Annotated in this window: 24 protein-coding genes; 16 read left to right on the forward strand and 8 right to left on the reverse strand. The window is 68.2% G+C overall.

Annotation, left to right across the window (positions count from 1 at the left end):
- Positions 1–52: 52 nt before the first annotated feature.
- Entirely contained in the window at positions 53–1,552 is a 1,500-nt protein-coding gene (locus FRZ61_RS15355) for a leucyl aminopeptidase (protein ID WP_151118565.1), read from the reverse strand.
- Between the two features lie 261 nt (positions 1,553–1,813).
- Between FRZ61_RS15355 and FRZ61_RS15360 the strand changes: the two genes are divergently transcribed.
- From FRZ61_RS15360 to rsmA, 5 genes are all read left to right on the forward strand, one after another.
- Positions 1,814–2,962 carry an LptF/LptG family permease gene (locus FRZ61_RS15360; RefSeq protein ID WP_191909040.1) on the forward strand — a complete coding sequence of 383 codons (1,149 nt, stop codon included), beginning with the start codon at positions 1,814–1,816 and terminating at the stop codon, positions 2,960–2,962.
- Positions 2,959–4,059, forward strand: coding sequence for an LPS export ABC transporter permease LptG (lptG, locus tag FRZ61_RS15365; protein ID WP_191909041.1), 1,101 nt, complete (start codon positions 2,959–2,961; stop codon positions 4,057–4,059). The genes FRZ61_RS15360 and lptG overlap by 4 nt, the downstream gene beginning before the upstream one ends.
- Positions 4,060–4,067: 8 nt before the next feature.
- Positions 4,068–6,281 (forward strand): LPS-assembly protein LptD, encoded by a 2,214-nt coding sequence (locus FRZ61_RS15370; protein WP_151118568.1) that lies wholly within the window; start codon positions 4,068–4,070, stop codon positions 6,279–6,281.
- Positions 6,282–6,546: 265 nt separating this feature from the next.
- Positions 6,547–7,482, forward strand: coding sequence for a peptidylprolyl isomerase (locus FRZ61_RS15375; protein ID WP_151118569.1), 936 nt, complete (start codon positions 6,547–6,549; stop codon positions 7,480–7,482).
- Between the two features lie 85 nt (positions 7,483–7,567).
- On the forward strand, positions 7,568–8,422 hold the full coding sequence (gene rsmA, locus FRZ61_RS15380; RefSeq protein ID WP_151118570.1) for a 16S rRNA (adenine(1518)-N(6)/adenine(1519)-N(6))-dimethyltransferase RsmA: 855 nt from the start codon (positions 7,568–7,570) through the stop codon (positions 8,420–8,422).
- 174 nt (positions 8,423–8,596) lie between these two features.
- On the opposite strand, the gene gmk is transcribed toward rsmA, so the two are convergent.
- Positions 8,597–9,202, reverse strand: coding sequence for a guanylate kinase (gene gmk / locus FRZ61_RS15385; protein WP_225309262.1), 606 nt, complete (start codon positions 9,200–9,202; stop codon positions 8,597–8,599).
- Positions 9,203–9,291: 89 nt separating this feature from the next.
- Positions 9,292–10,167: a YicC/YloC family endoribonuclease gene (locus FRZ61_RS15390; RefSeq protein ID WP_151118572.1), complete on the reverse strand. Its 876-nt coding sequence runs from the start codon at positions 10,165–10,167 to the stop codon at positions 9,292–9,294.
- 137 nt (positions 10,168–10,304) lie between these two features.
- Between FRZ61_RS15390 and FRZ61_RS15395 the strand changes: the two genes are divergently transcribed.
- A complete protein-coding gene (locus FRZ61_RS15395; protein ID WP_151118573.1) occupies positions 10,305–11,093 on the forward strand; it encodes an SDR family NAD(P)-dependent oxidoreductase in 789 nt (262 codons plus the stop codon).
- Positions 11,094–11,097: 4 nt separating this feature from the next.
- Here FRZ61_RS15395 and mltG read toward each other — a convergent pair whose 3' ends face one another.
- The 5 genes from mltG to fabD form a co-directional block, all read right to left on the reverse strand.
- On the reverse strand, positions 11,098–12,114 hold the full coding sequence (mltG, locus tag FRZ61_RS15400; protein ID WP_151118574.1) for an endolytic transglycosylase MltG: 1,017 nt from the start codon (positions 12,112–12,114) through the stop codon (positions 11,098–11,100).
- 7 nt (positions 12,115–12,121) lie between these two features.
- Entirely contained in the window at positions 12,122–13,384 is a 1,263-nt protein-coding gene (fabF, locus tag FRZ61_RS15405; protein ID WP_151118575.1) for a beta-ketoacyl-ACP synthase II, read from the reverse strand.
- A 79-nt stretch (positions 13,385–13,463) separates the two neighbouring features.
- Complete coding sequence (locus FRZ61_RS15410) at positions 13,464–13,697, reverse strand: acyl carrier protein (RefSeq protein ID WP_151118576.1); 234 nt, start codon at positions 13,695–13,697, stop codon at positions 13,464–13,466.
- 176 nt (positions 13,698–13,873) lie between these two features.
- A complete protein-coding gene (fabG, locus tag FRZ61_RS15415) occupies positions 13,874–14,611 on the reverse strand; it encodes a 3-oxoacyl-[acyl-carrier-protein] reductase (protein WP_151120840.1) in 738 nt (245 codons plus the stop codon).
- Positions 14,612–14,680: 69 nt separating this feature from the next.
- A complete protein-coding gene (gene fabD / locus FRZ61_RS15420; protein WP_151118577.1) occupies positions 14,681–15,634 on the reverse strand; it encodes an ACP S-malonyltransferase in 954 nt (317 codons plus the stop codon).
- A gap of 285 nt (positions 15,635–15,919) precedes the next feature.
- On the opposite strand from fabD, the gene rpsF reads away from it, so the two are divergent.
- The 10 genes from rpsF (at position 15,920) to FRZ61_RS15470 (ending at position 26,041) form a co-directional block, all read left to right on the forward strand.
- On the forward strand, positions 15,920–16,483 hold the full coding sequence (rpsF, locus tag FRZ61_RS15425) for a 30S ribosomal protein S6 (protein WP_151118578.1): 564 nt from the start codon (positions 15,920–15,922) through the stop codon (positions 16,481–16,483).
- A gap of 20 nt (positions 16,484–16,503) precedes the next feature.
- Entirely contained in the window at positions 16,504–16,740 is a 237-nt protein-coding gene (gene rpsR / locus FRZ61_RS15430; RefSeq protein WP_456077639.1) for a 30S ribosomal protein S18, read from the forward strand.
- A gap of 10 nt (positions 16,741–16,750) precedes the next feature.
- A complete protein-coding gene (gene rplI / locus FRZ61_RS15435; protein ID WP_151118580.1) occupies positions 16,751–17,365 on the forward strand; it encodes a 50S ribosomal protein L9 in 615 nt (204 codons plus the stop codon).
- A 297-nt stretch (positions 17,366–17,662) separates the two neighbouring features.
- Positions 17,663–18,889 carry an SAM-dependent methyltransferase gene (locus FRZ61_RS15440; protein ID WP_151118581.1) on the forward strand — a complete coding sequence of 409 codons (1,227 nt, stop codon included), beginning with the start codon at positions 17,663–17,665 and terminating at the stop codon, positions 18,887–18,889.
- A gap of 264 nt (positions 18,890–19,153) precedes the next feature.
- Positions 19,154–20,692, forward strand: coding sequence for a replicative DNA helicase (locus FRZ61_RS15445; protein ID WP_151118582.1), 1,539 nt, complete (start codon positions 19,154–19,156; stop codon positions 20,690–20,692).
- Positions 20,679–21,836 carry an alanine racemase gene (gene alr / locus FRZ61_RS15450; protein ID WP_151118583.1) on the forward strand — a complete coding sequence of 386 codons (1,158 nt, stop codon included), beginning with the start codon at positions 20,679–20,681 and terminating at the stop codon, positions 21,834–21,836. The genes FRZ61_RS15445 and alr overlap by 14 nt, the downstream gene beginning before the upstream one ends.
- A 5-nt stretch (positions 21,837–21,841) precedes the next feature.
- Positions 21,842–22,615: an MlaE family ABC transporter permease gene (locus tag FRZ61_RS15455; protein ID WP_151120841.1), complete on the forward strand. Its 774-nt coding sequence runs from the start codon at positions 21,842–21,844 to the stop codon at positions 22,613–22,615.
- Positions 22,612–23,406 carry an ABC transporter ATP-binding protein gene (locus FRZ61_RS15460; protein ID WP_151118584.1) on the forward strand — a complete coding sequence of 265 codons (795 nt, stop codon included), beginning with the start codon at positions 22,612–22,614 and terminating at the stop codon, positions 23,404–23,406. Before FRZ61_RS15455 ends, FRZ61_RS15460 begins: the two co-directional genes overlap by 4 nt.
- A 185-nt stretch (positions 23,407–23,591) precedes the next feature.
- Positions 23,592–25,046 carry a DNA repair protein RadA gene (gene radA / locus FRZ61_RS15465; protein ID WP_151118585.1) on the forward strand — a complete coding sequence of 485 codons (1,455 nt, stop codon included), beginning with the start codon at positions 23,592–23,594 and terminating at the stop codon, positions 25,044–25,046.
- Positions 25,047–25,309: 263 nt separating this feature from the next.
- Positions 25,310–26,041, forward strand: a complete 732-nt coding sequence (locus FRZ61_RS15470) for a CvpA family protein (RefSeq protein WP_151118586.1) — start codon at positions 25,310–25,312, stop codon at positions 26,039–26,041.
- Positions 26,042–26,045 lie beyond the last annotated feature (4 nt).

The raw sequence follows: 26,045 nt of genomic DNA on the forward strand, positions 1-26,045 counted from the left end.
CGATCCGCCTCGAGGCGCCCCGGCGCGGGGTCCTTCGCGCCGGGGCCGAGGCTCAACGCTCCTCGTAATGGTCCGCGACGAACCGCTCCAGCAGGCGCACGCCGTAGCCCGTCGCCCCCTTCGGCACGGTCGGCGCGTCCTTGTCGGACCAGGCCATGCCGGCGATGTCGAGATGCGCCCAGGGCACGCCGTTGACGAAGCGCTGGATGAACTGCGCCGCAGTGATCGAGCCGCCATAGCGGTTGCCGACATTCTTCATGTCGGCGATGTCCGAATTGATGATCTTGTCGTAGCCCTCGCCCAGCGGCATGCGCCACAGGGGCTCGCCGCTGGCCCGGCCCGCCGCCAGCAGCCGTTCGGCCAGCTGATCGTTGTTCGAGAACAGCCCGGCATGGATCTGCCCGAGCGCGATCATGATGGCGCCGGTCAGCGTCGCCAGGTTGACGACGAACTGCGGCTTGAAGCGATCTTGCGTGTACCAGATCGCGTCGGCCAGGACGAGCCGGCCCTCGGCGTCGGTGTTGATCACCTCGATGGTCTGGCCGGACATCGACTTGACCACGTCGCCGGGACGCTGCGCGGTGCCCGAGGGCATGTTCTCGACGAGGCCGACCACGCCCACGGCATTGACCTTGGCCTTGCGTCCCGCCAGCGCCTTCATCAGGCCGATCACCGCCCCGGCGCCGGCCATGTCCCATTTCATCTCCTCCATGCCGGCGGCCGGCTTGATCGAGATGCCGCCGGTATCGAAGGTGACGCCCTTGCCGACGAAGGCGACCGGTGGCTTCTTGCGGCTGTCCGGCAGCCCCTTCCACTGCATCACCACGAGCTGCGACTCGCGGGCGCTGCCCTGCCCGACGCCCAGCAGGGCACCCATGCCGAGCTTCTTCATCTCCTTCTCGCCCAGGATCTCGACCTTCACGCCCAGATCCTCGAGCGTCTTGGTCTGCTCGGCCAGGCTTTCGGGATAGATGATGTTGGCGGGCTCGGACACCAGATCGCGGGTGAAGGCGACGCCCTCCGCCAGGCGCTCGAGCGGCTCGAACAGCTTCTTGGCGGCACCCGGGTCCTCGACCAGCAGCGTAAGCTTCTTCAGGCTCGGCTTCTGCTCGGGCTTCTCCTTGGTCCGGTATTTGTCGAACCGGTAGCTCCTGAGCCGGGCGCCGAAGGCGATCTGCGCCGCCATCTCGGCCGGCGAAAGCGGCGCCCCGGGGATCGCGTCGACCGCGATCGCCAGCGCGCTGTCGCCGGTGGCGTTGACATGGGCGATCAGCCGGCCGCCGATCGCCTGGGCCGCCAGCACATCGACCATGTTGGGCTGACCGAGGCCGAACAGCAGCACGCGCGACAGCGCCAGCTCGCCCGGCGCCAGCACCTGGAGCAGATCGTCGGCGCGACCCTTGAAACGGCTCACGGCGAGCGCCCGGCCCAGCGCGCCCTTGGCCGCCTTGTCGACGGCGGTGGCGCTCGCCTGGAGCTTGCGCTCGTCGAGGGCGCCGACGGCGAGAGCGCCGGAATCCGGCAACTCGAACTTGGCAAAGTGAATCTTCATGAAGGCTCTTCTCCGGACGATACGGCCATGGCGCGGGGAGCGGCAAAGACCGGGGCCGCGAACGGGCCCGTGAAGGACGAGGCAGCATAACGCCACCGGCGGACTTCCTGTATCACAGCGCCGTAACACGATAAAGCGGGGGCCCGCCCGCGGGGCCGGCGGCGGGGGCCTCCTCGAAATGCCTCATCCGGTTGGCGAATCTGGACTAGGACGGCCGGCGCGGGCCTGCCTATCATGCGAGGCATGGCTCGGATCAGGACCATGACGGGTGTCAGCATCTATATCGGCAGGCAGATCGCGCTGCTCCTGACCGTGATCACCCTCGGCCTGACCTTCGTGATCTGGCTGACCCAGACGGTGCGGTTCCTCGACCTGATCATCAATCGGGGCCTGCCGCTGACGACCGCGGTCTATCTGCTGAGCCTGCTCGTGCCGGAGCTGCTGATCATTCTCCTGCCGGCCGCACTCTTCATCGCGACCTTATTCGTCTATTGGCGGCTGGGCGTGGACAGCGAGCTCGTGGTGCTTCGCAGCGCCGGCATGAGCCCCTGGCAGATCGCGCGGCCGGCCCTCGCGGCGGCCCTGCTCGTGATGCTGATGGGCTATTGGCTGTGCCTGTCGCTGGCGCCGCATGCGAACCGGGCGTTCGGCGCCCTGACGACCGAGCTGCGCAACGATCTTTCCCAGATCCTGATCCAGGCCGGCGTCTTCACCGAAGCCACGCCGGGCCTTACCGTTTATACACGTGCGCGCACCGCGGACGGGGAGCTCGCCGGCGTCGTCGTCTTCGACCAGCGCCCCGGCCAGCCGCCGACGATCTACACGGCCGCCCGGGGCGTCGTGACCGGCGGGCAGGAGGGGCCCATGATCCTCCTGGAAGACGGCACCCTGCAGCAGCGCGCCTCGCAGAAGGAGGCGCCCTCGATCCTCTCGTTCGAGAGCACGCTCGTGCAGCTCAGCACGGGCAATGGCGGCGGGTATGTGGCCCAGCCCCGGATGAAATGGCTGACGATCGGCGAACTGCTGAACCCCGCCGACAATCTCGACGAGGCCACGCGGGCGCGCTTCCGGACCGAGGCGAACTGGCGCCTTTCGCAGCCGCTCTTCGCCCTCGCCTTCGTCACGGTGGCGCTCGTTTCGCTCCTGATCGGCGGGGTCGGCCGGCGCGCCCAGCTCTGGCGGGGCGTTCTCGCCGTCATCGCCGTCTGCGCCATGCAGATCGCCGCCTATATCATCCTCGGCTTTGCGATCCGGATGCCGCGGCTCTGGCCCCTCTTCTACGCGGTGCCGATGGCCATGATCCTGCCGGCGCTCGTGTCGCTGCGGATGCCCGGCCTATGGTCGCCCCGGGCCGTCAGAAGCGGCATGATCCGGCTGCGGCCGATCCTGCCCCGATCGGTGCGGCCATGAAGCTCCTGCCGCGCACCCTGTCGCTCTATCTGCTGCGGCATTTCCTGTTCTGGTGCCTGTCCGTGGCCTTCGGCGTCTGCGCCATCATCTTCGCGGCCGACATGATCCAGCTCTTGTCCGACGACCTGACGCAGCCCGGCGTCGGAACCTTCGATCTGATGGGCCTGGCCTTGCTGCGGTTGCCGCAGACCTTCCAGCAGGTCCTGCCGTTCGTGATCCTGATCGCGGGCCTGGGCACCTATCACCAGCTCACCCGCACCAGCGAGCTCGTCGTCGCCAGGGCCGCGGGCGTGTCGGTCTGGCAGTTCCTGGCGCCGCCGCTGCTGGCGGCGCTGGCGATCGGCATCTTCAGGATCACGATGCTCGATCCCGTCGCGACGACGCTCCAGAGCAAGTTCGACCTGCTGCACGATGAATGGTTCGGCAACGGCGACGGCAATCTGGTCGCCACCGCGGGCAGCGGCGTCTGGCTGCGCGAGCAGGGGCTGGACGGTACCGCCATCGTCCATGCGAACCATGTCAGCCTCGCGAACCGCAGCCTGGGCGGGATCGTGCTACTGACCTTCGATCCGGACGACCGCTTTCACGAGCGCGTCGACGCCCAGTTCGGCCGAATCGAGAACGGACGCTGGCAGCTCAGCGGCGTCGAGCGCGTCGTGGCCGGCCACGCGGTGGAGCGGATGGACAAGCTGTCCGTCCCGACACGAATCAGCTATAGCGAAATCCTCGATCGTTTCGCACAGACCAGCGTGATCTCCTTCTGGGCCCTGCCGCGCCATATTTCGCTACTCGAATCGACCGGCTTCTCGGCACGGCCCCATCGTCTGCTGTGGCATCGCCTGCTGGCCATGCCGCTTCTCTACATGGCGCTGCTCGTCATCGCCGCGTCCTTCGCCCTCAGATTCCACCGGAAGGGTGACGCGGCGCTGCTCGCCGGGGCTGGCGCCTTCACAGGTTTCCTGCTCTATTTCCTGTCCGACTTGGTTTACGCGTTGGGGATCAACTCGAGCATTCCACTGCAGTTGGCCGCCTGGGCGCCGGCGGGCGTGACAGCTCTGCTGGGCATCACAATGCTTTTACATTTCGAGGACGGCTAAGGGGCACGATGAAGGGGGGATGGGCCGCGCTGTTGGGGGTGGCGCTGGCGATGGTCGTGGCATCCACCGCGGCTTGGTCGGCCTCCACGGCTCAAGACGAGCAGAATCCGCTCGAAAAACTGAAATCCAACGCCCCGGTGCTGCTGACCGCGGACGAGGTGACCTACGACCAGGAGAACGGCCTGGTGGTGGCGACGGGTCATGTCGAGATCTCGCAGAACGACAAGGTGCTGCTGGCGGACCGCGTCACCTATTCGGAGCGCACGCAGGTCGTCACCGCCGACGGCAATGTCAGCATCATGGACGAGGAGGGCAATGTCGTCTTCGCGGACCACATGGAGCTCGAGCACGACCTGAAGGAAGGCGCCATCTCCGACATGAAGATGCTGCTCTCCGACCGGTCGCGGGTCGCGGCGGCCTCGGGGCAGCGCTATGCGGGCAACTACACGGTCATGAACCGGGCGGTCTATTCGCCCTGCGAGCTCTGCGCCAGCGACCCGACGCGGGCGCCGCTCTGGCAGATCAAGGCCGTCAAGGTCATCCACGACCAGGAGGCCAAGCGGATCGAGTATGAAGACGCCTGGATGGAGATCTACGGCGTCCCGGTCTTCTATACGCCCTATTTCTCGCACCCCGATCCGACGGTGAAGCGCCAGAGCGGGTTCCTGTCGCCCAGCTTCGGCTACAACAACAATCTCGGTTTCCAGACCAAGATCCCCTATTTCTGGGTGCTGGGTCCCGACCAGGACATGACGATTTCGCCGCTGATCACCACCCAGCAGAGCGTCCTGCCGCAGATCGAATATCGCTATCGCCTCCCGGACGGCTATCTGCAGCTGGCGGGCAGCGCCACCATCGCCGACCGGGAGCGAACCCATAACGGCCAGAGCCAGACCCTGGAGAACCAGTTCCGCGGCAACATCGACAGCTACGGGCGCTTCGACCTCAACGACGACTGGCGTTGGGGCTTCGATGCGCGGCGCGAGACCGACAAGACCTTCATGCGCCTCTACCACCTCGGCGACGACCGGACCCTGACCAGCCGCCTGTTCGCCGAGAACTTCGACGCCCGCAACTACTTCTCGGTCAACAACTACGCCTTCCAGGGAACGCTCCAGGAGGACAACAACGACGAGGCGCCGCTCGTCACGCCGGTGATCGATTACAATTTCGTCAGCGAGCCGACCGACTACGGCGGCTACTACAAGGCCGACTTCAACACCATGGTGCTCGACCGCATCGACGGCCGCGACAGCCGGCGCGTGTCGCTGAATGTCGGCTGGAGCCTGCCCTATACCGCGCCCGCGGGCGATATCTACAAGCTCGACCTGACGCTGCGCGGCGACGGCTACTGGGTCGACGATGTCAGCCTCGATTCCAACGATCCGAACCCCACGGGTCAGACCTTCAGCGGCCTGGCCGGCCGCATCTTTCCCCAGTTCGCCTTCGAATGGCACTACCCCTTCGCCAGCGACTACGGCTCGTTCCACCAGGTGCTGGAGCCGATCGTCGGGGTCTATGCCTCGACCGACGCCGGCAATACCGACAAGATCCCGAACGAGGACAGCATCGGCACCGAGATCGACGACACCAACCTGTTCAACGCGGACAGGTTCACCGGCCTCGATCGCGTCGACAACGGCCAGCGCGTCGATTACGGCGTGCGCTGGAGCGGCTACGGCGACCGCGGCGGCTCGACCACCATCCTCCTCGGTCAGAGCTTCCGGCTGGGCGGCGACGAAGGGGTGTTCGGCGACGGCTCGGGCCTGCAGCAGGACCTGTCGGATATCGTCGGCCGGGTCGACGTCCAACCGGCCAACTGGCTGGACCTGCTCTATCGGTTCCGGTTCGATGCCAACACATTCCATCCGCGGCACAACGAGGTGGGGGTGCGGGTCGGCGTGCCCGAGCTCAATCTGAGCGTGAGCTATGCTCAGATCGACAACATCGAAAGCAGCGATCTCGGCAAGCGCGAGGAGGTCTACGGCACCGTATCGGCCAAGGTCGCCGACTACTGGTCGCTCTACTTCAGGGCCCGCAACGACATCGAGAACGGGGTGATGCGCTATGTCGGCGGCGGCATCACCTATGAGGACGAATGCATCCTGCTGAAGGCGGCGGTCACCCACAGCAACGTCGACGACGAGGAAGTGAATTCCGGCACCAGCTTCCTCTTCACGGTCGGTTTCAAGAATCTGGGGGCCGTCGAGGTGCCCTTCTGAGCGCCCCGGAGCCCCGCAAACCGGCAAAAGGCCGCGATTCGGCCCCTCCCCTCCCCCTCGGCGGCGATAATTTTGGCGAATTGTCCGCCCCGCCGGGCTTCGCTTATAGTGGCGCCGATTTTCGCCCCCGGAGACTGACCGCCTCGAGCCGCCCGCCGGTTCGAGGCGGTCAGTCTCTGGATTGTTGAAGCAAGGCGAGAGCCGGCCCAGGGCTCACCCTGGCGTCCGTCGGGTCTCGCACCGGACCGGAAAGGCATTACCGATAGTGAGGCGCTGGTTCGCGTTTGCGCTCTGTCTCCTGTTCGTCTCGATGACGGCCCACCCGGCCGCGAGCCAGGATCTCAAGATCGCCGCCGTCGTCAATGACGACATCATCACCGTGATCGACCTGCTGGTTCGCACCCGAGTCGCGATGGTGGCGTCGCATGTCCCGGATACGGTCGAGAACCGTCAGCGGCTGTCGGGCCTGGTCCTGCGCAGCCTGATCGACGAGCATCTCAAAACCCAGGCGGCGAAATCCCAGGGCGTCACCGTCGAGGAGGCCGATGTCACGGCCCGGCTGAATGCGCTGGCACAGCAGAACAACATCACGCTGGAGGAATTCAAGAAACGGCTCGCCGCCAGCGGCATCCTGATCGATTCGCTGGCCGACCAGTTCCGTGCCGACATCGCCTGGCAGGTGGTGGTGCGCAAGCGGTTCCGGAACGCCGCGACCGTCAGCCGGAAGGATATCGACGACGAGCTGGCGCAGATCAAGGAAAACGAGGGCAAGCCGGAATATCTGGTGGGCGAGATCTTCCTGCCGGTCTATGCGCCCAGCGACTCCGCGGCGGTGGAGGCGACCGGCAAGGACCTGATGAGCCAGCTCGAGCAGGGTGCCAACTTCAACGACCTGGCCCAGCAATTCTCGCAATCGCCGACGGCGAGCACCGGCGGGATCCTCGGCTGGCTGCGCGCCGACCAGCTCGATGCCGGCATGCGCAACGCCGTGACCGCCATGACCAAGGGCCAGATCACCGGCCCGATCCAGACCTCGGGCGGCTATTCGATCCTGACCCTGCTCGATCAGCGCATCGCGGCCAGCGATCAGGTCGACGAGAAGGCCGTCGCGGACCGCCTGACCACGCAGCGCCTCGACACGCTCGCACGCGGCTATCTCAGCGACCTGCGCACGCAGGCCTTCGTCGACATCCGGCAGTGACCGGCAAGGCGCCGCGGCGGTTCCCGCCGGGCGCGACGGCCGGAACCCGGCCCGCCGCCTCGCCGGCCCCGGAAGCTTCCGCGCCATGAGCGACGGCGATCCCCCGATCCTGCCGCCGCTGCGCGACGTGATCGCCCGCCACGGGCTCGCCGCAAGGCGTGCCCTGGGCCAGCATTTCCTGCTCGATCTCAATCTCACCGGCCGCATCGCGCGCGCCGCCGGCGATCTGGGGGCGGGAACCACGATCGAGATCGGCCCCGGCCCCGGCGGCCTGACCCGCGCCCTCCTCGCCCATGGCGCGCGCCGGGTGATCGCGATCGAGCTCGATCCGCGCTGCGTGGAGGCGCTGCAGGAGCTGGCGGCCGCCTATCCCGGCCGGCTCGAGATCATCGCCGGCGACGCCATGGCGATCGACCCGGCGAAGCTCGGCGACGCGCCGCGGCGCATCGTGGCGAACCTGCCCTACAACGTTTCGACGGCGCTCCTGGCGCAATGGCTGCCGTCGCTCTCGCGGCTGGAGCGGCTGGTGCTGATGTTCCAGAAGGAAGTGGCCGAGCGGCTGGCCGCGAAGCCGGGTTCGCGGGACTATGGCCGGCTCTCGGTCGCGCTGCAGTGGCGCGCGGAGGTCAAGCGCCTGTTCGACCTGCCGCCCCGCGCTTTCACGCCGCCGCCCAAGGTCACGTCGAGCGTGGTCGAGATCCGCCCGCTGCCGCAGCCTCGCTTCGCGGCCGATGCCGAGCTGCTCGAGCGCCTCACCGCCGCCGCCTTCAACCAGCGGCGCAAGATGCTGCGCCAGAGCCTGCGCTCGGCGGTTCCCGATGCGGCGGCGCTGCTCGAGGCCGCCGGCATCGACGGCACCCAGCGGGCGGAGGATCTCTCGGTGGAGCAGTTCTGCGCGCTGGCGCTGGCGCTGGCGAAGAGCCGGGGACGGATGGGGTGAGACGAATAGCAGCGGCGTCCCCTCTCCCGCCATTACCTAATCCCCTCCCCCTTGATGGGGGAGGGTAAGGGAGGGGGTGGGGCCGCAAACGAGATCCATGATCGCCCCCCGCCCTAACCCTCCCCTCAAGGGGGGAGGGGATAGGAAAAACAAGCGGCGGGGAAAGCTCGTTTGCTACTGCCCCTCCCGCAGCGCCTTCACGAACTCGTGCAATCCCAGCTGGCGCTCGCGGCGCAGGCGCTCGGCCTGGAGGATCGCCTCCACCTGCGGGATGGTCTTCTCCAGCTCGTGATTGACCAGCACATAGTGATATTCGGGCCAGTGGCTGAGCTCGTCGGCGGCCTTGGCCATGCGCTTCGCCACCTCTTCGTGGCTGTCCTGCGCCCGGCTGTGGAGCCGGCGCTCGAGCTCACGGGTCGAGGGCGGCAGGATGAAGACGGTGACGAGATCCTTCGGCGCGCTGGCCTCGAGCTGCTGCGTGCCCTGCCAGTCGATGTCGAACAGGACGTCCCGCCCGCCGCTGAGCGCGGCTTCGACAGGCCCGCGCGGCGTGCCGTAATAATTCCCGAACACCTTGGCGTATTCGAGGAACTCGCCCCGGTTCACCATCAGGTTGAACTCGTCGGGGCTGACGAAATGATAGTCGACCCCGGGAACCTCGCCCGGCCGCTTCGGCCGGGTGGTGGCCGAGACCGACATCTGCAGCAGGGGATCGCGAGCAAGGAGAGCCCGCGAGATCGAGGTCTTGCCGGCGCCCGAGGGCGAGGACAGCACCAGCATCAGGCCGCGCCGGTGGATCTCGACGAAGGCGCTGCCCGCCGCCTCGGGCGCGGACGCGCCGTGCTTCTTCTTGTGCGGGGAGGCGGCGCTCATTCGATGTTCTGCACCTGCTCACGGAACTGCTCCACCACCGCCTTCATGTCGAGCCCGACAGCGGTGAGCTCCAGATCGGCGGACTTGCTGCAGATGGTATTGGCCTCGCGGTTGAGCTCCTGGCAGAGGAAGTCGAGCTTGCGCCCGATGGCCCCGCCGGCATTCACCAGCGCGCGCGACGCCTCGATATGGGCCGTCAGCCGGTCCAGCTCCTCCCGCACGTCGCTCTTGGCGATCAGCAGCGCGAATTCCTGGGCCAGCCGGTCCTCGGACAGGGCCGGCACCTGGGCCAGAAGCTCGCCGACCTGCTGGCGGAAGCGCGCCCGCTGCGCCTCGGGCTGCGCGGCGGCAAGGCTTCGGGCGCGCCCGACCAACCGCTCGATCTCCTGCAGCTGATCGAGCGCGATGCGGGCGAGACGCGCGCCTTCCTCGGCCCGCATCCGCACCAGCCCGTCGAGCGCCTCGCCGAACCCCTTGAGCAGCAGCGCCAGGCGCGCGTCGCGCGCCTCCTCGCTCTCCTCCTCGTCGATCCGCTCGACCACGCCCGGCAGCGCCAGGAGCCCATCGAGCCGCGGTCGCTCGGCATCGACCAGCATTCCCAGGTCCTTCGCCGCCTGGATCACCTGATCGAGCGCGGCGCGATTGATGCGGTAGCGCGTCTGCGGCTGGCCCTGGCGCGCCGCTTCGAGCTGGACGCTGATATTGCCGCGCCGACACCGCTCGGGGACCGCCTGGCGCAGCTGCGGCTCCAGCGCCTCGCAACCGGCGGGCAGGCGCAGGCGCAGATCGAGATTGCGGCCATTGACGCTGCGAATCTCCCAGCTCCAGCGCCGCTCGCCCTCGCCGATCTCGGCCCGGGAAAAGCCTGTCATGCTGGCCACGGTGTTCGCCGATTTCGTCACAAATTCCCCGACATGTTGTGTATTCCGTCCGGTTCGCGACTATATACTGCGGTCCCAACGGCAACAAGCGAGGCGGCCGATCAGCGGCTGCCACGGAGCATCCGGTCATGCCGCCCTTGGCCGCGTCCGTTCGAACGGACCGACCGCAGCGCATCCTCATCACGGGCGCCTCGAGCGGGATCGGCGCGGCGCTGGCCCTCGCCTATGCCGAACGCGGCATCGGCCTCGTGCTGGGCGGCCGCGATCTCCCGCGGCTCGCGGCGACCGAAGGCGCCTGCCGCGCCCGCGGCGCCGAGGTCGAGGCCGCGACGGTCGACGTCACCGACGCCGGTGCCATGCGGCGCTGGATCGAGGCGGCCGACGATCGCGCCCCGCTCGATCTGGTCATCGCCAATGCCGGCATCTCGGCGGGCACCGGCACCGACGGCGAAAGCGAGGCGCAGGCGCGCGCGATCTTCGCGACCAACATCGACGGCGTGGTCAATACGGTCTGGCCGGCCCTGCAGCGGATGGAGCGGCGCGGCCGCGGCCAGGTTGCGCTGATGAGCTCGCTGGCCGCCTTCCGCGGCTTCCCGGGTGCGCCGGCCTATTGCGGCAGCAAGGCGGCCGTGCGCGTCTGGGGCGAGGGCTTGCGCGGCGAATATGCCGGCAAGGGCGTCGCCGTCTCGGTGATCTGCCCGGGCTATGTCGAGAGCCCGATGACGGCGGTCAACGATTTTCCGATGCCGCTGCTGATGAGCGCCGAGCGGGCCGCCGGGATCGTCAAGCGCGGGCTCGCGCGCAACCGCGCCCGCATCGCCTTCCCGTTTCCGATGTATGTCGCGGCCTGGCTCCTGGGTGCGCTGCCGCCGGGCCTGACCGATCCCCTGCTCCGCCGCCTGCCCAAGAAAGCGTGAGAGATCAGTCCGCCTGGGTGGTGACGCGCTTCTGCGCCTGGATCTTGCGCCAGGCGGCGACGTTCTTGTTGTGCTCGGCCAGCGTCCGGGCGAACACATGGCCGCCGCTGCCGTCGGCGACGAAATAGAGATCGTCGCTCGCCGCCGGATGCAGCACCGCCTCGATCGCCGCGCGCCCCGGATTGGCGATCGGTGCCGGCGGCAGCCCGGCCACGGCATAGGTGTTGAAAGGGCTGTCGAGCGCCAGGTCCTTGGTGGTGAGCGCGCGATCGAGCTTCGAGCGTCCCTCGGTGAGGGCATAGATCACCGTCGGATCCGACTGCAGCGCCATGCCCTTGGCGAGGCGGTTCAGGAACACGGCGGCGACATGCGGGCGTTCCTCGGGCAGGCCCGTCTCCTTCTCCACGATCGAGGCCAGGATCAGCACCTCCTGCGGGGTCTTGAAGGGCAGGCCGTCGGCGCGTCCGGGCCACAGCTCGGCCAGCACCTGCTCCATCGAGCCCTTCATGCGGGCGACCAGATCGGCCCGGCTGTCGCCGCGCACGAAGAAATAGGTTTCCGGGAGCAGCGCGCCCTCGGGGCCCAGGCTCGCGAGGTCGGGCGTGTCGCCGCCGAGATCGGGAGCGGCCGCCACCAGCTCCAGCACCTCGCGGTTGGTGAGCCCCTCGGCGATGGTGAGGCGATGCTGGATCTGGCGCCCCTCGATCATCTGCTGCATCGCGCCCTGCGGGCTGATGCCGGCGGCGAAGAGATACTCGCCCGCCTTGAGGTGCTTCTTGTCGGCGAGGAGACGCACGCCCAGCCGGAAGACGAGGCGGTCCTCGATGACGCCGGCATCCGCCAGCAGCCCGGCGATGGCCGAGACGCTGCTGCCGCGCGGGACGACCAGCGTGACGTCCGCGGTCGAGGGACCGGGTGCCGTGAACTGCTTGTAGCCCCACCAGGCGGCCGCTGCGGCGGCGCCAGCGACCAGGACGGCAACCAGCAGCAGGGTCAGCAGCAGCCGGCGCAGCCCCGCCATGGCGGGATCAGGCGAAGCCTTGGAAGATCAGGCTGGCGTTGGTGCCGCCGAAGCCGAAGGAATTCGACAAGGCGCGGCGGATCGGGCGCTCCTTGGCCTCTTTCGGCACGAGGTCGATGTCGCAGCCCGGCGACGGGTTCTCGAGATTGAGCGTGGGCGGCGCCACCTGGTCGCGGATCGCCAGGATCGAGAAGACGGCCTCGACCGCGCCGGCGGCGCCCAGCAGATGGCCGATCGCCGACTTGGTGGAGGACATGGAGATCTTGTAGGCGGCATCCCCGAAGAGCCGCTTCACCGCGCCGAGCTCGATCTCGTCGCCGAGCGGCGTCGAGGTGCCGTGCGCGTTCACATAGTCGATGTCCTCCGGATTGAGCTTGGCGCGCTTCATGGCCGCCTTCATGGCGTTGAAGGCGCCTTCGCCGGTCTCCGAGGGGGCGGTGATGTGATAGGCGTCGCCCGACATGCCATAGCCGATGACCTCGGCATAGATCTTGGCGCCGCGCTTCCTCGCATGCTCGAGCTCCTCGAGCACCAGCACGCCCGCCCCTTCGCCCATCACGAAGCCGTCGCGATCCTTGTCCCAGGGGCGCGAGGCGCGCTGCGGCTCGTCGTTGAAGCCGGTCGAGAGCGCGCGGGCCGCGGCGAAGCCCGCCACGCCGATGCGGCAGATCGAAGCCTCGGTGCCGCCCGCCACCATCACATCGGCATCGTCGAGCTGGATCAGCCGCGCCGCATCGCCGATGGCATGCGCGCCGGTCGAGCAGGCCGTCACCACCGCGTGGTTGGGCCCCTTGAAGCCGAACTGGATCGAGACATTGCCCGAGGCCAGGTTGATCAGGGCCGCCGGGATGAAGAAGGGGCTGATGCGGCGAGGCCCACGCTCGTGAAGCGTGATCGCCGCATCGTAGATGCCTTCGAGGCCGCCGATGCCCGAACCGATCAGGACGCCGGTGCGCTCGCGCTCATGCTCGTCGACCGGCTGCCAGCCCGCATCCAGCACGGCCTCGGTGGCCGCGCCCATCGCGAAATGGATGAAACGGCCCATCTTGCGCTGGTCCTTGGGCGTGACGTAGTCGTCGGAATTGAAGTTGCCCGACGCCTTGTCGCCCAGCGGCACCTGGCCCGCGATCCGGCAGGGCAGATCGCTGACGTCGAACGCCTGGATGCCGGAGATGCCGGACTCGCCGTTGAGAAGGCGCTTCCAGACACGCTCGCTACCCACGCCAAGCGGCGTGACCAAGCCGATGCCAGTGACTACGACGCGTCGCATGTCGCCTCTCGCAGATGGAAGGGGATCGACGAGACTGTCGCGGTGCCGCGAAGCCGACGCAAAGCCAGCGCGCTCAGGCTCAGCTGTGCTGCTCGATGAAGGTGATCGCGTCCTTCACCGTCAACACCTTCTCCGCGGCGTCGTCGGGGATTTCGCAACCGAACTCTTCCTCGAACGCCATCACCAGCTCGACGATGTCGAGACTGTCGGCGCCAAGATCGTCGATGAAGTGCGCACCTTCTGTGACTTTCGACTCATCGACGCCGAGGTGCTCGACGACGATCTTCTTCACGCGCTCGGCGATATCGCTCATCTGGTTCGCCCCTTCACTCACACCCGCTGGTTTTCGCTTATCGGGGCCGCCGTCCGGCGGGGTCCCGTCCCCCGAACTCACCTGCCACCCGAGGAGGGGGCGGCTCAAGGGCGCGTGCCCTTAACATATCCGTTACGCGTTAGCCAGAGCCTCGGAAAAACCCTGCGCCAACAGCCTCATATCATGGCCATTCCGCCGTTTACATGCAAGGTCTGGCCGGTGACATAAGCGGCCTCGTTCGCCGCCAGATAGACGACGGCGGCAGCGATGTCCTCAGCAGCGCCGAGTCGCCCCATCGGCACGCGCGACAGAAGCTCGGTCTTCTGCTTCTCGTTGAGCGCATCCGTCATGGCGGTGGCGATGAAGCCGGGCGCCACGCAGTTCACGGTGATGTGACGCGACGCGACCTCGGCCGCGAGCGCCTTGGACATGCCGATCATGCCGGCCTTGGAGGCGGCATAGTTCGCCTGGCCCGGATTGCCGGTCACGCCCACGATCGAGGTGATGCCGATGATGCGGCCCCAGCGCCGGCGCATCATGGGCATCAGGAGCGCCCGGCAGAGCCGGAAGGCGGCACCCAGATTGACGTCGAGGACGGCGTTCCAGTCCTCGTCGCGCATCCGCACCGCAAGGCCGTCGCGCGTCAGCCCGGCATTGTTGACCAGGATGTCCACTTGTCCGAGGGCCGCCTCGGCGCTCTTGGCCAGGCTCTCGGCACCACCCGCCTCGCCGAGATTGGCCGGCAGGACCTTCGCCCGCTCGCCCAGCTCGCCCGCCAGCGCCTCAAGCGCCGCGACCTTCGTGCCGGAAAGCCCCACCTCGGCACCCTGCGCGTGAAGCGCCTTCGCGATGGCACCGCCAATGCCGCCCGAAGCCCCCGTCACCAGGGCCTTCTTGCCCGTCAGATCGAACATGGCCATCTCAACCTCGCTTCCTTGAATTGCTCGCTTGTGTTGCCGCTGTCGGGGCGGCGGGGCCGGCGCTCACAGGGTCTTGAGCACGGCTTCGATCTCTTCGGGGGTTCCCGCCGCCTGGCCCTTCAGCTCGCGGTCGATGCGCTTGGTCAGGCCCGTCAGCACCTTGCCGGCGCCGAGCTCGATCAGCTCCTCGACGCCCTGGGCCTTCATCGCCAGGACGCCCTCGCGCCAGCGCACCAGCCCGGTGACCTGCTCCACCAGCAGCCGGCGGATCGTTTCGGGATCGCTGACCGGCTTCGCCGTGACATTGGCCACGATCGGCACCACCGGCATCGCGATCGCGGTCCCCGCCAGCGCTTCGCGCATCTCGTCGGCCGCGGGCTGCATCAGGGCGCAATGGAAGGGGGCGCTCACCGGCAGCATCACGCTGCGCTTGGTGCCGCGCTCGGCGGCGATGGCGACCGCGCGCTCGACCGCGGCCTTGTGCCCGCTCAAGACCACTTGGCCCGGCGCATTGTCGTTGGCGACGCTCACCACCTCGGACTTGGGACCGGCCTCGCGCGCCGCCGCCGCGATCGCTTCCGCCGCCTCGAGATCGAGGCCCAGGAGCGCCGCCATGGCGCCCTCGCCCACCGGCACCGCGCGCTGCATGGCGCGTCCGCGCCGCTTCAGAAGCCGCGCCGCATCGGAGAGCGTCAGCGCGCCCGCCGCCGCCAGGGCCGAATATTCGCCCAGCGAATGGCCCGCGACGCAGGTCGCCTTGTCGGCCAGGGAGAAGCCACCCTCCGAGCTCAGCACCCGCAGGGCCGCCATGCTGACGGCCATCAGCGCCGGCTGGGCGTTCTCGGTCAGGGTCAGTTCGGCCTCGGGTCCCTCGGCCATGAGCCGGCTCAGCGTCTGGCCCAGCGCGTCGTCCACCTCCTCGAACACCAGCCGGGCCGCGGGGAAGGCCTCGGCCAGGGCGCGGCCCATGCCGACCGCCTGGGAACCCTGCCCCGGAAACACGAAAGCGCGAGCCATCTCTATGAAATTCCTGTCTTTTCTGTTCTTGTCCGGAAACGGCGGCCATTGATAGCGGCGCCTCCCCGGCCTGTCCAGTGCCTGCGGCGATCAGGGCCTGCCCCCGGCCGGCCGAAAAGCTTGCGGCGCCAAGGGCAATGTGTATAGTGCGCCGCTCTTCGAAAACTCCTTGCCGGCCAATGACCTTGAGGTCGCGTGCCGGCTAGGTCCGGGCGGCTGATGCGAAGGCGATTTCGTCCTTCCCAGCGCCGGGCCATTCAACAGCCATAAGGAGCTGCGAACCGAATGCCCTACTACGAGACCGTCTTCATCACGCGCCAGGATGCCTCCTCGGCGCAAGTGGAGCAGTTGACCGAAGCCTTCACCGGGATCGTCTCCGCCAATGGCGGCTCGGTCACGAAGAAGGAGCAATGGGGACTGCGCAACCTGTCCTTCCGGGTCAAGAAGAACCGCAAGGGCCATTACACCCTGCTCAATATCGACGCGCCGGCGCCGGCGGTGATCGAGATGGAGCGCAACATGCGCATCAACGAAGATGTGCTGCGCTACCTGACGGTCCGCGTCGAGGCCCTCGAGGAGGGTCCGTCGGCCATGCTGCAGAACCGCAACCGCGACGGCGACGATCGCGGCGGCCGCGGTGATCGCGGCGGGCGCGGTGGCGACCGCTTCGGCGACCGTCCGCGGCGCAGCTTCGGGGACCGCGGCGACCGCTTCGGCGGCGAGCGCGGTGACCGTGGCGAGCGCGGCGGCTTCGGCGGCGATCGCGACCGTGGCGAGCGCAGTGATCGTGGCGAGCGCAGCGATCGCGAGCCCCGGCACTCGGCCGGCAATGAAGGAGAGCAGGCATGACCGAAGGCACCCCCACCGTCGTGCGGGCCAGCGGCCGCCGGCCTTTCTTCCGCCGCCGCAAGACCTGCCCGTTCTCGGGCCAGCACGCGCCCAAGATCGACTACAAGGACGTCCGGCTGCTGCAGCGCTTCCTCTCGGAGCGCGGCAAGATCGTGCCGAGCCGCATCACCGCCGTGTCCGCGAAGAAGCAGCGCCTCCTGGCCCAGGCCATCAAGCGCGCCCGCTTCCTCGGCCTCCTGCCCTATGTGCTGAAGTAGGAGCCGCGCCATGGAAGTGATCCTGCTCGAACGTATCGAGAAGCTGGGCCAGATCGGCGAGGTCGTGAAGGTCAAGCCGGGCTACGCCCGCAATTTCCTGCTGCCGCAGAAGAAGGCGCTCCGGGCCACCGAGGCCAACCGCGCCCGCTTCGAACAGCAGCGCCATCAGATCGAGGCCAACAATCTCAAGCGCCGCCAGGAGGCCGAAAGCGTCTCCGGCAAGGTCGACGGCTTGAACGTGGTGCTGGTGCGCCAAGCCGGCGAGAACGGACAGCTGTTCGGTTCCGTCAGCCCGCGCGACATCGCCGAGGCGGTCAGCGCCAAGGGCGTCACCATCGACCGCCGCCAGGTGGTGCTGGACAAGCCGATCAAGTCGCTGGGCCTGTTCCCGGTGCGCGTCGCTCTCCATCCGGAGGTGATCGTGACCGTGACGGCCAACGTGGCGAAGTCGGAGGAAGAGGCCGAGATCCAGCTCAAGCATGGCGGCTATGTCGGCTCGACCGAAGCCCCGGCCGCGTCGCTCGACGAGCTTCTGGCCGATGCCGAGGCCCAGCTGCCGCCGGAGCTCAAGGAACAGCACGACGCCGAGGCCGCCGAAGAAGGGGCCGAGGCCGAGAAGGCCTGAGCCGAGTTTCGGCCGGACCGCCCCTCCCGGGCGGGTCGCCACGACGAGACGAAGGACAGCCGCGATCCCCGGACAGGGGGCCGCGGCTGTCGCCGTTTCGGGCTCCCGCGATCCCGCATGAGGGGTCTGCAAACGCTGCATTATCCGACGCGCCGAACGCCGTTCGCCCGCATGGACAAGGCCGGCGGTTGTGACTAACGTTGCCTGACACGCGATCTTCGCTCGCATGAAACATGCGAGCCGGGTGGGGGCCCGAGCCAGGATCGCGATTCACCTGGGAAGAGGCATGACGGCGCGATGCTGGCCGCGCAAATTCTGAAGCGTATCGTTCGCGAAGGGCAGATCCGCGTCGTCGACGCGGAGGGCAAGCTGCATGTGATCGGGCCCGGCCCCGGGCCGGCACCGACCATCCGGATTCACGACCGGCGCCTGCAGCGCCAGCTCTTCTTCAATCCGAAGCTCCATTTCGGCGAAGCCTACATGGACGGCCGCCTCACCATCGAGGACGGCACGCTCTATGAGGTGCTCGACATCCTGACCCGCAGCATGGCGGAGCTGGAGAGCCATCCGCTGCAGCGCCTGCAGCAGATCGTCGGCCGCTGGACGCATTTCATCCATACCCACAACCCGGTGGGCCGCGCGCAGCAGAACGTGGCGCATCACTACGATCTGTCGGACACGCTCTACGACCTGTTCCTGGACAAGGACCGGCAATATAGCTGCGCTTATTTCGCCTCCGACAACGACAGCCTCGAGATCGCGCAGGCCAACAAGAAGCTGCATCTGGCCTCGAAGCTGCTGCTGCAGCCGGGCCAGCGCGTGCTCGACATCGGCAGCGGCTGGGGCGGATTGGGTCTCTATCTGGCCAAGCTCGCCCATATCGACGTGACCGGCGTGACCCTCTCGACCGAGCAGCACAAGGTCTCCGAGCAGCGGGCCAAGGATGCCGGCCTCTCGGACCGGCTGCGCTTCCACCTGCGCGACTATCGCCACCAGGAAGGGCCCTTCGACCGGATCGTCTCGGTCGGCATGTTCGAGCATGTGGGCACCAAGCACTACCGGGAGTTCTTCCGCAAGGTGAAGGAGCTCCTGACCGAGGACGGCGTCATGCTGCTGCATTCGATCGGCCGCATGGACCCGCCGGGCTCGACCAATCCCTGGCTGCGCAAATACATCTTTCCCGGCGGCTACACCCCGGCCCTCTCCGAGGTGCTCCACGCGGTCGAGGATGTCGGGCTCTGGGTCACGGATATCGAGATCCTGCGGCTCCACTATGCCAAGACCCTGCGCGAATGGTACCGCCGCTTCCAGGCGAACCGCGACAAGATCCGTGCCCTTTATGACGAGCGCTTCTGCCGCATGTGGGAGTTCTATCTGGTCGGCTGCGAGATCGCCTTCCGGAACCTGGGACAGATGGTGTTCCAGATGCAGATCGCCCGCCGCCAGGAGGCCGTGCCGCTGACGCGCGACTACATGATCGACTTCGAGCGCGCGTTCCAGACCCGCTCGAGCGCGGCGGCGTAAAGGCCAGCGAGACGGGACGAGCTGCCAGTCCCTCCCCCTCGCGGGGGGAGGGGACGAGGGAAACGAGACCGAGTCGCTCCCGCTTCTCGCATCGAGATTGAGCGGGGAACCAAAGAGCGCAGCAAAATCGGGGGGCTGCGGGGCACTTGCAAAGGCCCCGCCCGGCGGCGCTAAGTTATCCCCACGTTCCTCGTCAATCGCATCGGCGGGATCGGCGTTTGCGCGACCGCAGCAGCCGGGTGCGTTGATAGTGTCGGCATCGAGATGGTCGAACGCAACTTCAGCAGCAGCAACATCGCATCGTTCCGCGGCGCCGAGCCGGAGCCCGCGTCGCTGCGCATCCCGCCGCACAATTACGAGGCGGAGCAGGCGCTCCTGGGCGCGGTGCTCGCGAACAATCACGTCTTCGACAAGGTCAACGAGTTCCTCCTGCCGGAGCATTTCGCCGACGCGCTCCATGGCCGCATCTACGAGGCGATCGGCAAGCTGATCGAGCGCGGCCAGATCGCCAACATCCTGACCCTGAAGAACCTCTTCGACCAGGACGCGGCGCTGATCGATGCCGGCGGCGCGCAATACCTGGCGCGCCTCGCCAACTCGGTCGTCACCATCATCAATGCCGAGGATTACGGCCGCACCGTCCACGATCTCTATCTGCGCCGGCAGCTGATCGCGCTGGGCGAGGAGGTGGTGAACGAGGCCTTCCGCATCGATCTCGACATGCCGGCCTCCGACCAGATCGAGCATGCCGAGCAGCAGCTCTACGACCTGGCCGAGACCGGCCAGACCGAGGGCGAGTTCAAGATCTTCAGCGCCTCCCTCAAGGTGGCGATCGAGGCCGCCGAGGTCGCCTACAAGCGCGACAGCCATATCACCGGCGTCACGACGGGCCTGACCGACCTGGACCGGCGCCTGGGCGGCCTGCATCCCTCCGACCTCGTCATCCTGGCGGCGCGCCCTTCCATGGGAAAGACGGCGCTCGCGACCAACATCTCCTTCAACGCCGCCCGGTCCTACCGCGAGACCCTGGATGCGACCGGCAAGCCGGTCGCGGCCGAAGGCGCCAAGGTCGCCTTCTTCTCGCTCGAAATGTCGGCCGAGCAGCTCGCCACCCGCATCCTGGCCGAGCAGACCGGCGTCTCCTCGGACCGGATCCGGCGCGGCGAGCTCAAGCAGGAGGACTTCCCCACCTTCGTCCAGGTGGCGCGCGAGCTCTCCGAGCTGCCGCTCTTCATCGACGACACCCCTGCCCTCACCGTCGGCGCGCTGCGCACCCGCGCCCGCCGGCTCAAGCGCCAGCACGGGCTGGGCATGATCGTGGTCGACTATCTCCAGCTCATGCGCGCCTCGGCCGGCAGCGCGCCCGAGAACCGCGTCCAGGAGATCTCCGAGATCACCCGCGGCCTCAAGGCCATCGCCAAGGAGCTCAACGTGCCGGTGCTGGCGCTCTCCCAGCTCTCGCGCGCGGTCGAGCAGCGCGAGGACAAGCGGCCGCAGCTCTCGGACCTGCGCGAATCGGGCTCGATCGAGCAGGACGCCGACGTCGTCATGTTCATCTTCCGCGAGCAGTACTATCACGAGCGCGCCGAGCCGCGGCAGCGCGAGGACGAGACCGAGGACAAGTTCCGCGAGCGCATGGACCGCTGGCAGGAGCGCGGCGAGCGGATCCACAACGTCGCCGAGGTCAATATCGCCAAGCAGCGCCATGGCCCGGTCGGCACGGTCGAGCTGTTCTTCGACGGCATGCTGACCAAGTTCGGCGACCTGATCCGCGACGATCACGTCCCTGATGCCCACCGCTGAGCCGGGCGATCGCCCGTCCGACACCGCGGCCGCGCGCCTCACCATCGATCTCGCGGCGCTGGCCGGCAATTTCCGCCTGATCGCCGCCCGCGCGGCGCCGGCCGCGGTCGGCGCCGCGGTCAAGGCCGACGCCTACGGCCTGGGCCTGGCGCCGGTGGCCACCGCCCTCCACAGCGCCGGCGCCAGGACCTTCTTCGTCGCCTGGCTCGAGGAAGGTATCGCGCTCCGGCGCCTGCTGCCCGATGCCGAGATCCTCTGCCTCAACGGCCTGGCGCCGGGCGCGGCGGAGGCCTACGCGGCCCACCGCCTGACCCCCGTCCTGGGCAGCCTCGAAGAGATCGCCGAGTGGCGCGCCACCAGCCATGGCGGCCAGGCCCCCGCGGGCCTGCAGATCGACAGCGGCATGGCGCGGCTCGGGCTCTCGGCCGAGGAGGTCGATCGCCTGGTCGCCTATCGCAAGCCGCTCGAGGGCCTGAGCCTGACGCTGGTGATGAGCCACCTCGCATCGGGCGACGACCCGGCCGATCCGATGAACCTGGCGCAGCGGGCGAGCTTCGAGAAGGATCGCGGCCGGCTCGGCCTCGCCCATGTCCGCAGCAGCCTCGCCGCCTCCGGCGGCAGCTTCCTGGGATCGGACTTCCATCTGGATCTGGTCCGTCCGGGGGCCGCGCTCTACGGCCTGGCGCCGCTCGCAGGCGAGGCGAACCTGATGGCCCAAGTGGTTCGGCTGCAAGCCAAAATCCTGCAGGTCCGTCGCGTTGACAGGGGTATGACCGTTGGCTACGGTGCGACCCATCGCACGACCCGGCCGTCGCGCTTGGCGACGATCTCCGCTGGCTATGCCGACGGATATCCCCGCTCCCTCAGCAACCGCGGCCATGCCTGTCTGGGATCCGTGCGGGTTCCGGTGGTGGGGCGCGTGTCGATGGATCTCCTGACGCTCGATGTGACCGACGCGCCCGCCGATCTCGCACGCCGCGGCGCCTGGGTCGATCTCATCGGTCCGCTTCATTCCGTCGATGCGCTCGCGACCGAGGCCGGGACCATCGGCTACGAGATCTTGACGGCGCTCGGCCGGCGCTATGCCCGCCATTACCTGCCGGTCGACGGAACCCCGGGGAGCCAGACGGGAGCGGCGCCGTGACCCAGATCAACGTCCTGCAGCCGATCGGCCGCACCTTCCTCAACGCGCTGGCCGGGCTGGGCCGGCTCACGCTGTTCGCCGGCTCGGGCTTCATCAATATCGTGCGCCCGCCCTATTACCCGCGCCTCGTGCTGAAGCAGATGATCGAGATCGGCTTCTACTCGCTGCCGGTGGTGGGACTGACCGCGATCTTCACCGGCATGGTGCTGGCGCTGCAGAGCTTCACCGGCTTCTCGCGCTTCAGCGCGGAATCCGCGATCCCGAACGTCGTGGTGGTCTCGATCACCCGCGAGCTGGGGCCGGTGCTGGCGAGCCTCATGGTGGCCGGCCGGATCGGCGCCGCCATGGCGGCCGAGATCGGCACCATGCGCGTCACCGACCAGATCGACGCGCTCTCGACCCTCTCCACCAACCCGATGCGCTACCTGGTGGCGCCGCGGCTGCTTGCCGGCGTGACCATGGTGCCGCTCCTGGTGCTGGTGGCCGACATCGTCGGCGTCTTCGGCGGCTACCTGCTCAGCACCTACAAGCTGGGCTTCAACCCTTCGACCTACCTGCACAACACCTTCGATTTCCTCAAGACCGACGACGTGGTGTCGGGCCTGGTCAAGGCCGCGGTGTTCGGCTTCATCGTGGCCCTCATGGGCTGTTATCACGGCTTCCATTCCAAGGGCGGCGCACAGGGCGTGGGCACCGCCACCACCAACGCCGTGGTTTCCGCCTCCATCCTCATCCTCATCTCCGACTACATCGTCACCGAGCTGTTCTTCTCGCGATGATCGCGAACGGCAAAGCCGGCTCTGTTCCCAAGATCGAGATCCGCGGCCTGACCAAGGCCTTCGGGCGCAAGCAGGTGCTGCGCGGCATCGACCTCGATGTGAGCCCGCGGGAAAGCCTGGTCGTGATCGGCGGCTCGGGCACCGGCAAGTCGGTGCTGATCAAATGCGTGCTGGGGCTGATCGAGCCCGATTCCGGCTCGATCAAGGTCGATGGCGAGGAGACGGTCGGGCTCCATGGCGAGGAGCGCGAGCGCGTCATGCGCAAGTTCGGCATGCTGTTCCAGGGCGCCGCCCTCTTCGACAGCCTGCCGGTCTGGGAGAACGTCGCCTTCGGCCTGATGTCGGCCGACGGCGTCGGGCGCCACGAGGCCAAGGAGGCGGCGCTGCGCAACCTGGCGGCGGTGGGGCTGGGCCCCGAGGTGGGCGAGCTCTACCCGGCCGAGCTCTCGGGCGGCATGCAGAAGCGCGTGGCTCTCGCCCGGGCCATCGCCCGCAAGCCCGAGATCATCTTCTTCGACGAGCCCACCACCGGCCTCGACCCGATCATGGCCGACGTGATCAACGACCTGATCATCAAATGCGTCGGCTCGCTGGGCGCCACCGCCCTGTCGATCACCCACGACATGGCGAGCGTGCGCCGCATCGCGCACCGGGTGGCGATGATCCACGAGGGCCGCATCATCTGGCAGGGCCCGGTCGGCGAGATCGACAGCACCGGCAACGCCTATGTCGAGCAGTTCATCCACGGCCGCGCCGAAGGCCCGATCAAGATGCCGGTGCGGCCGCTGTAAAGATTTTCACGCCTCTGTCTTCCTCTTTGGAGGTCGCGCTCCCACGTCATCCCCGCGAAAGCGGGGATCCATCCTGATCCAAATCACCAGGCTTTGACGTGGATCCCCGCTTTCGCGGGGATGACGACAGGAACGGCGGCTGGCGATGAAGACCGAATGACGACGATGAGAGGAAAGAGGGACTGATGGCCAAGGCCCAGCCCCGTTATGTCTGCCAGAATTGCGGCGCCACCCAGAGCAAATGGAGCGGGCGCTGCGAGAATTGCGGCGAGTGGAACTCGATCACCGAGGAGGCCCCGCGCGAGGCGGCCCCCGGCGGGCTCGGCGCCGGCGGCGGGCGCGGCCGCACGGTCCCGTTCGAGCGGCTGGCCGACGAGAGCGTCAAGGAAGCCCCTCGCCATGTCACCGGGATCGCCGAGTTCGACCGCGTCACCGGCGGCGGTCTCGTTCCCGCCTCGGCCCTCCTGATCGGCGGCGATCCCGGCATCGGCAAATCGACGCTGTTGCTCCAGGTCTCGGCCGCCTTGTCCAAAGGCAGGCGCGGCGCCGTCGCCTATATCTCGGGCGAGGAATCGATCGACCAGGTGCGGCTCAGGGCGCGCCGCATGGGACTGGCGGAGGCCCAGGTCGATCTCGCCGCCGCCACCTCGGTGCGCGACATCATCGGCTCGCTCGAGACGGGCGAGCCCCTGTCGGCTTCGCCGACAATCGTCAAGAAAGACGGGCGAAGCCCTTTGGCCGCGGTCATCATCGATTCGATCCAGACCATGTTCGTCGACACGCTGGATTCCGCGCCCGGCACCGTGGCCCAGGTCCGCTCCAGCGCCGCCGAGCTGATCCGGCTCGCCAAGCGGCGCGGCTTCGCCCTGCTCCTGGTCGGCCATGTCACCAAGGAGGGCATGATCGCCGGCCCCCGCGTGCTCGAGCATATGGTCGACACCGTGCTCTATTTCGAAGGCGAGCGCGGCCATCACTACCGGATCCTGCGCGCGGTCAAGAACCGCTTCGGTCCCGCCAACGAGATCGGCGTGTTCGAGATGACCGACCGCGGCCTCTCCGAGGTCGCCAATCCCTCGCGCCTCTTCCTCGCCGAGCGCCACGAGCGGGTAAGCGGCACCGCGGTCTTCGCCGGGCTCGAAGGCACGCGGCCGCTGCTGGTCGAGATCCAGGCCCTGGTCGGCCCGCCCGGCCCCGCCACCCCGCGCCGCGCCGCCGTCGGCTGGGATTCGAATCGCCTCGCCATGGTGCTGGCCGTGCTGGAGGCGCGCTGCGGCGTCGCCTTCGCCGGCCGCGACGTCTACCTCAACGTGGCGGGCGGCCTGAAGATCGCCGAGCCCGCGGCCGACCTCGCCGTGGCGGCGGCCCTGGTCTCGGCGCTGGCCGATGCGGTGGTGCCCGAGGACACGGTGGTGTTCGGCGAGATCGGCCTCGGCGGCGAGGTGCGCCGCGTCAGCCAGCCGGAGCTGCGCCTGCGCGAGGCGGCCAAGCTCGGATTCGCCAAGGCCCTGCTGCCGGCCGCGGGCAAGGCGGCCAAGGGCACGCCCAAGGCCACCGGCATCGAACCCCGCGAGATCGCCCATCTCCACGAGCTGGTCGCCATGCTGGCGGCGGACGGGCAGAAGCGGAAGAAGGGCTCTTGATCCCCGCTGTCGGCTGCATGAGCGAGTATGCGGCCCCCCTCCCCCTACCCCCTCCCGCAAGGGGAGGGGGCTGGAACAACAGGCATCTCGCCCCCTCCCCTTGCGGGAGGGGGTAGGGGGAGGGGTCACAGCGATGATTGTCGATCACCAATGCGCGTCGATCACTTTAATCCCTGACTCGGCGAGTCTGTGTTAGTAGAGCGCCCGAGAGAGACCCGAATGAGGCGGGGGCCGGTGGCGCCCGCGTGACCTCCAGACCGACCATGACCTCAGCCGATCTCATCATCATCGCGATCCTGGCGCTGTCGGCGCTGCTGGCCTTCATGCGCGGCTTCGTGCGCGAGGTGCTGTCGATCGGCGCCTGGGTGGGCGCGGCGCTCGCCACGATCTACGGCTTCCCGATCGCCCAGCCCTTCGCCCGCAAATATATCGAGGTCGCCCTCTTCGCCGACATCGCGGCCGGGGTCGCGATCTTCGTGGTGGCCCTTATCGTGCTCACGGTCCTGAGCCATGCCCTCTCGCGCAATGTGCGCGACAGCGCGCTGGGCGCCGTGGACCGGTCGCTAGGGCTGCTGTTCGGGCTGGTCAGGGGTGCGGTTCTGGTATGCCTCGCCTATCTGGTGATGGCCTGGGCCATCCCGCAGGAGGACCGCCCCGTATGGGTCGCCCAGTCGCGCACCTTGCCCCTCGTGCAGCAGGGCGCCGGCCTGCTCTTGAAGATTCTCCCCGAGTCGGCCCTGAAACAGGGCGAGGATGCGGTGGGCGCCGCCACCAGCGGCATCGGCCAGGCGATCGATGCGGGCAAGGCGGTGCAGACCCTCACCCCCTCGCAACCGTCCCAGCCTGCGACAAATGGGGCTTCGGGCGGGAGCGGCTCCGGGACTGGCAATGGCGGCTCGGCCGCACCAGATTCCGGTGGCGCCAACGGGACTTCCGGCTATAACGATGCCGAACGCAAGGACCTGAACCGGCTGCTCGAGAACACCCAGCCCTGAGGGG

This window comes from Hypericibacter adhaerens, assembly GCF_008728835.1.
Classification (GTDB): domain Bacteria; phylum Pseudomonadota; class Alphaproteobacteria; order Dongiales; family Dongiaceae; genus Hypericibacter; species Hypericibacter adhaerens.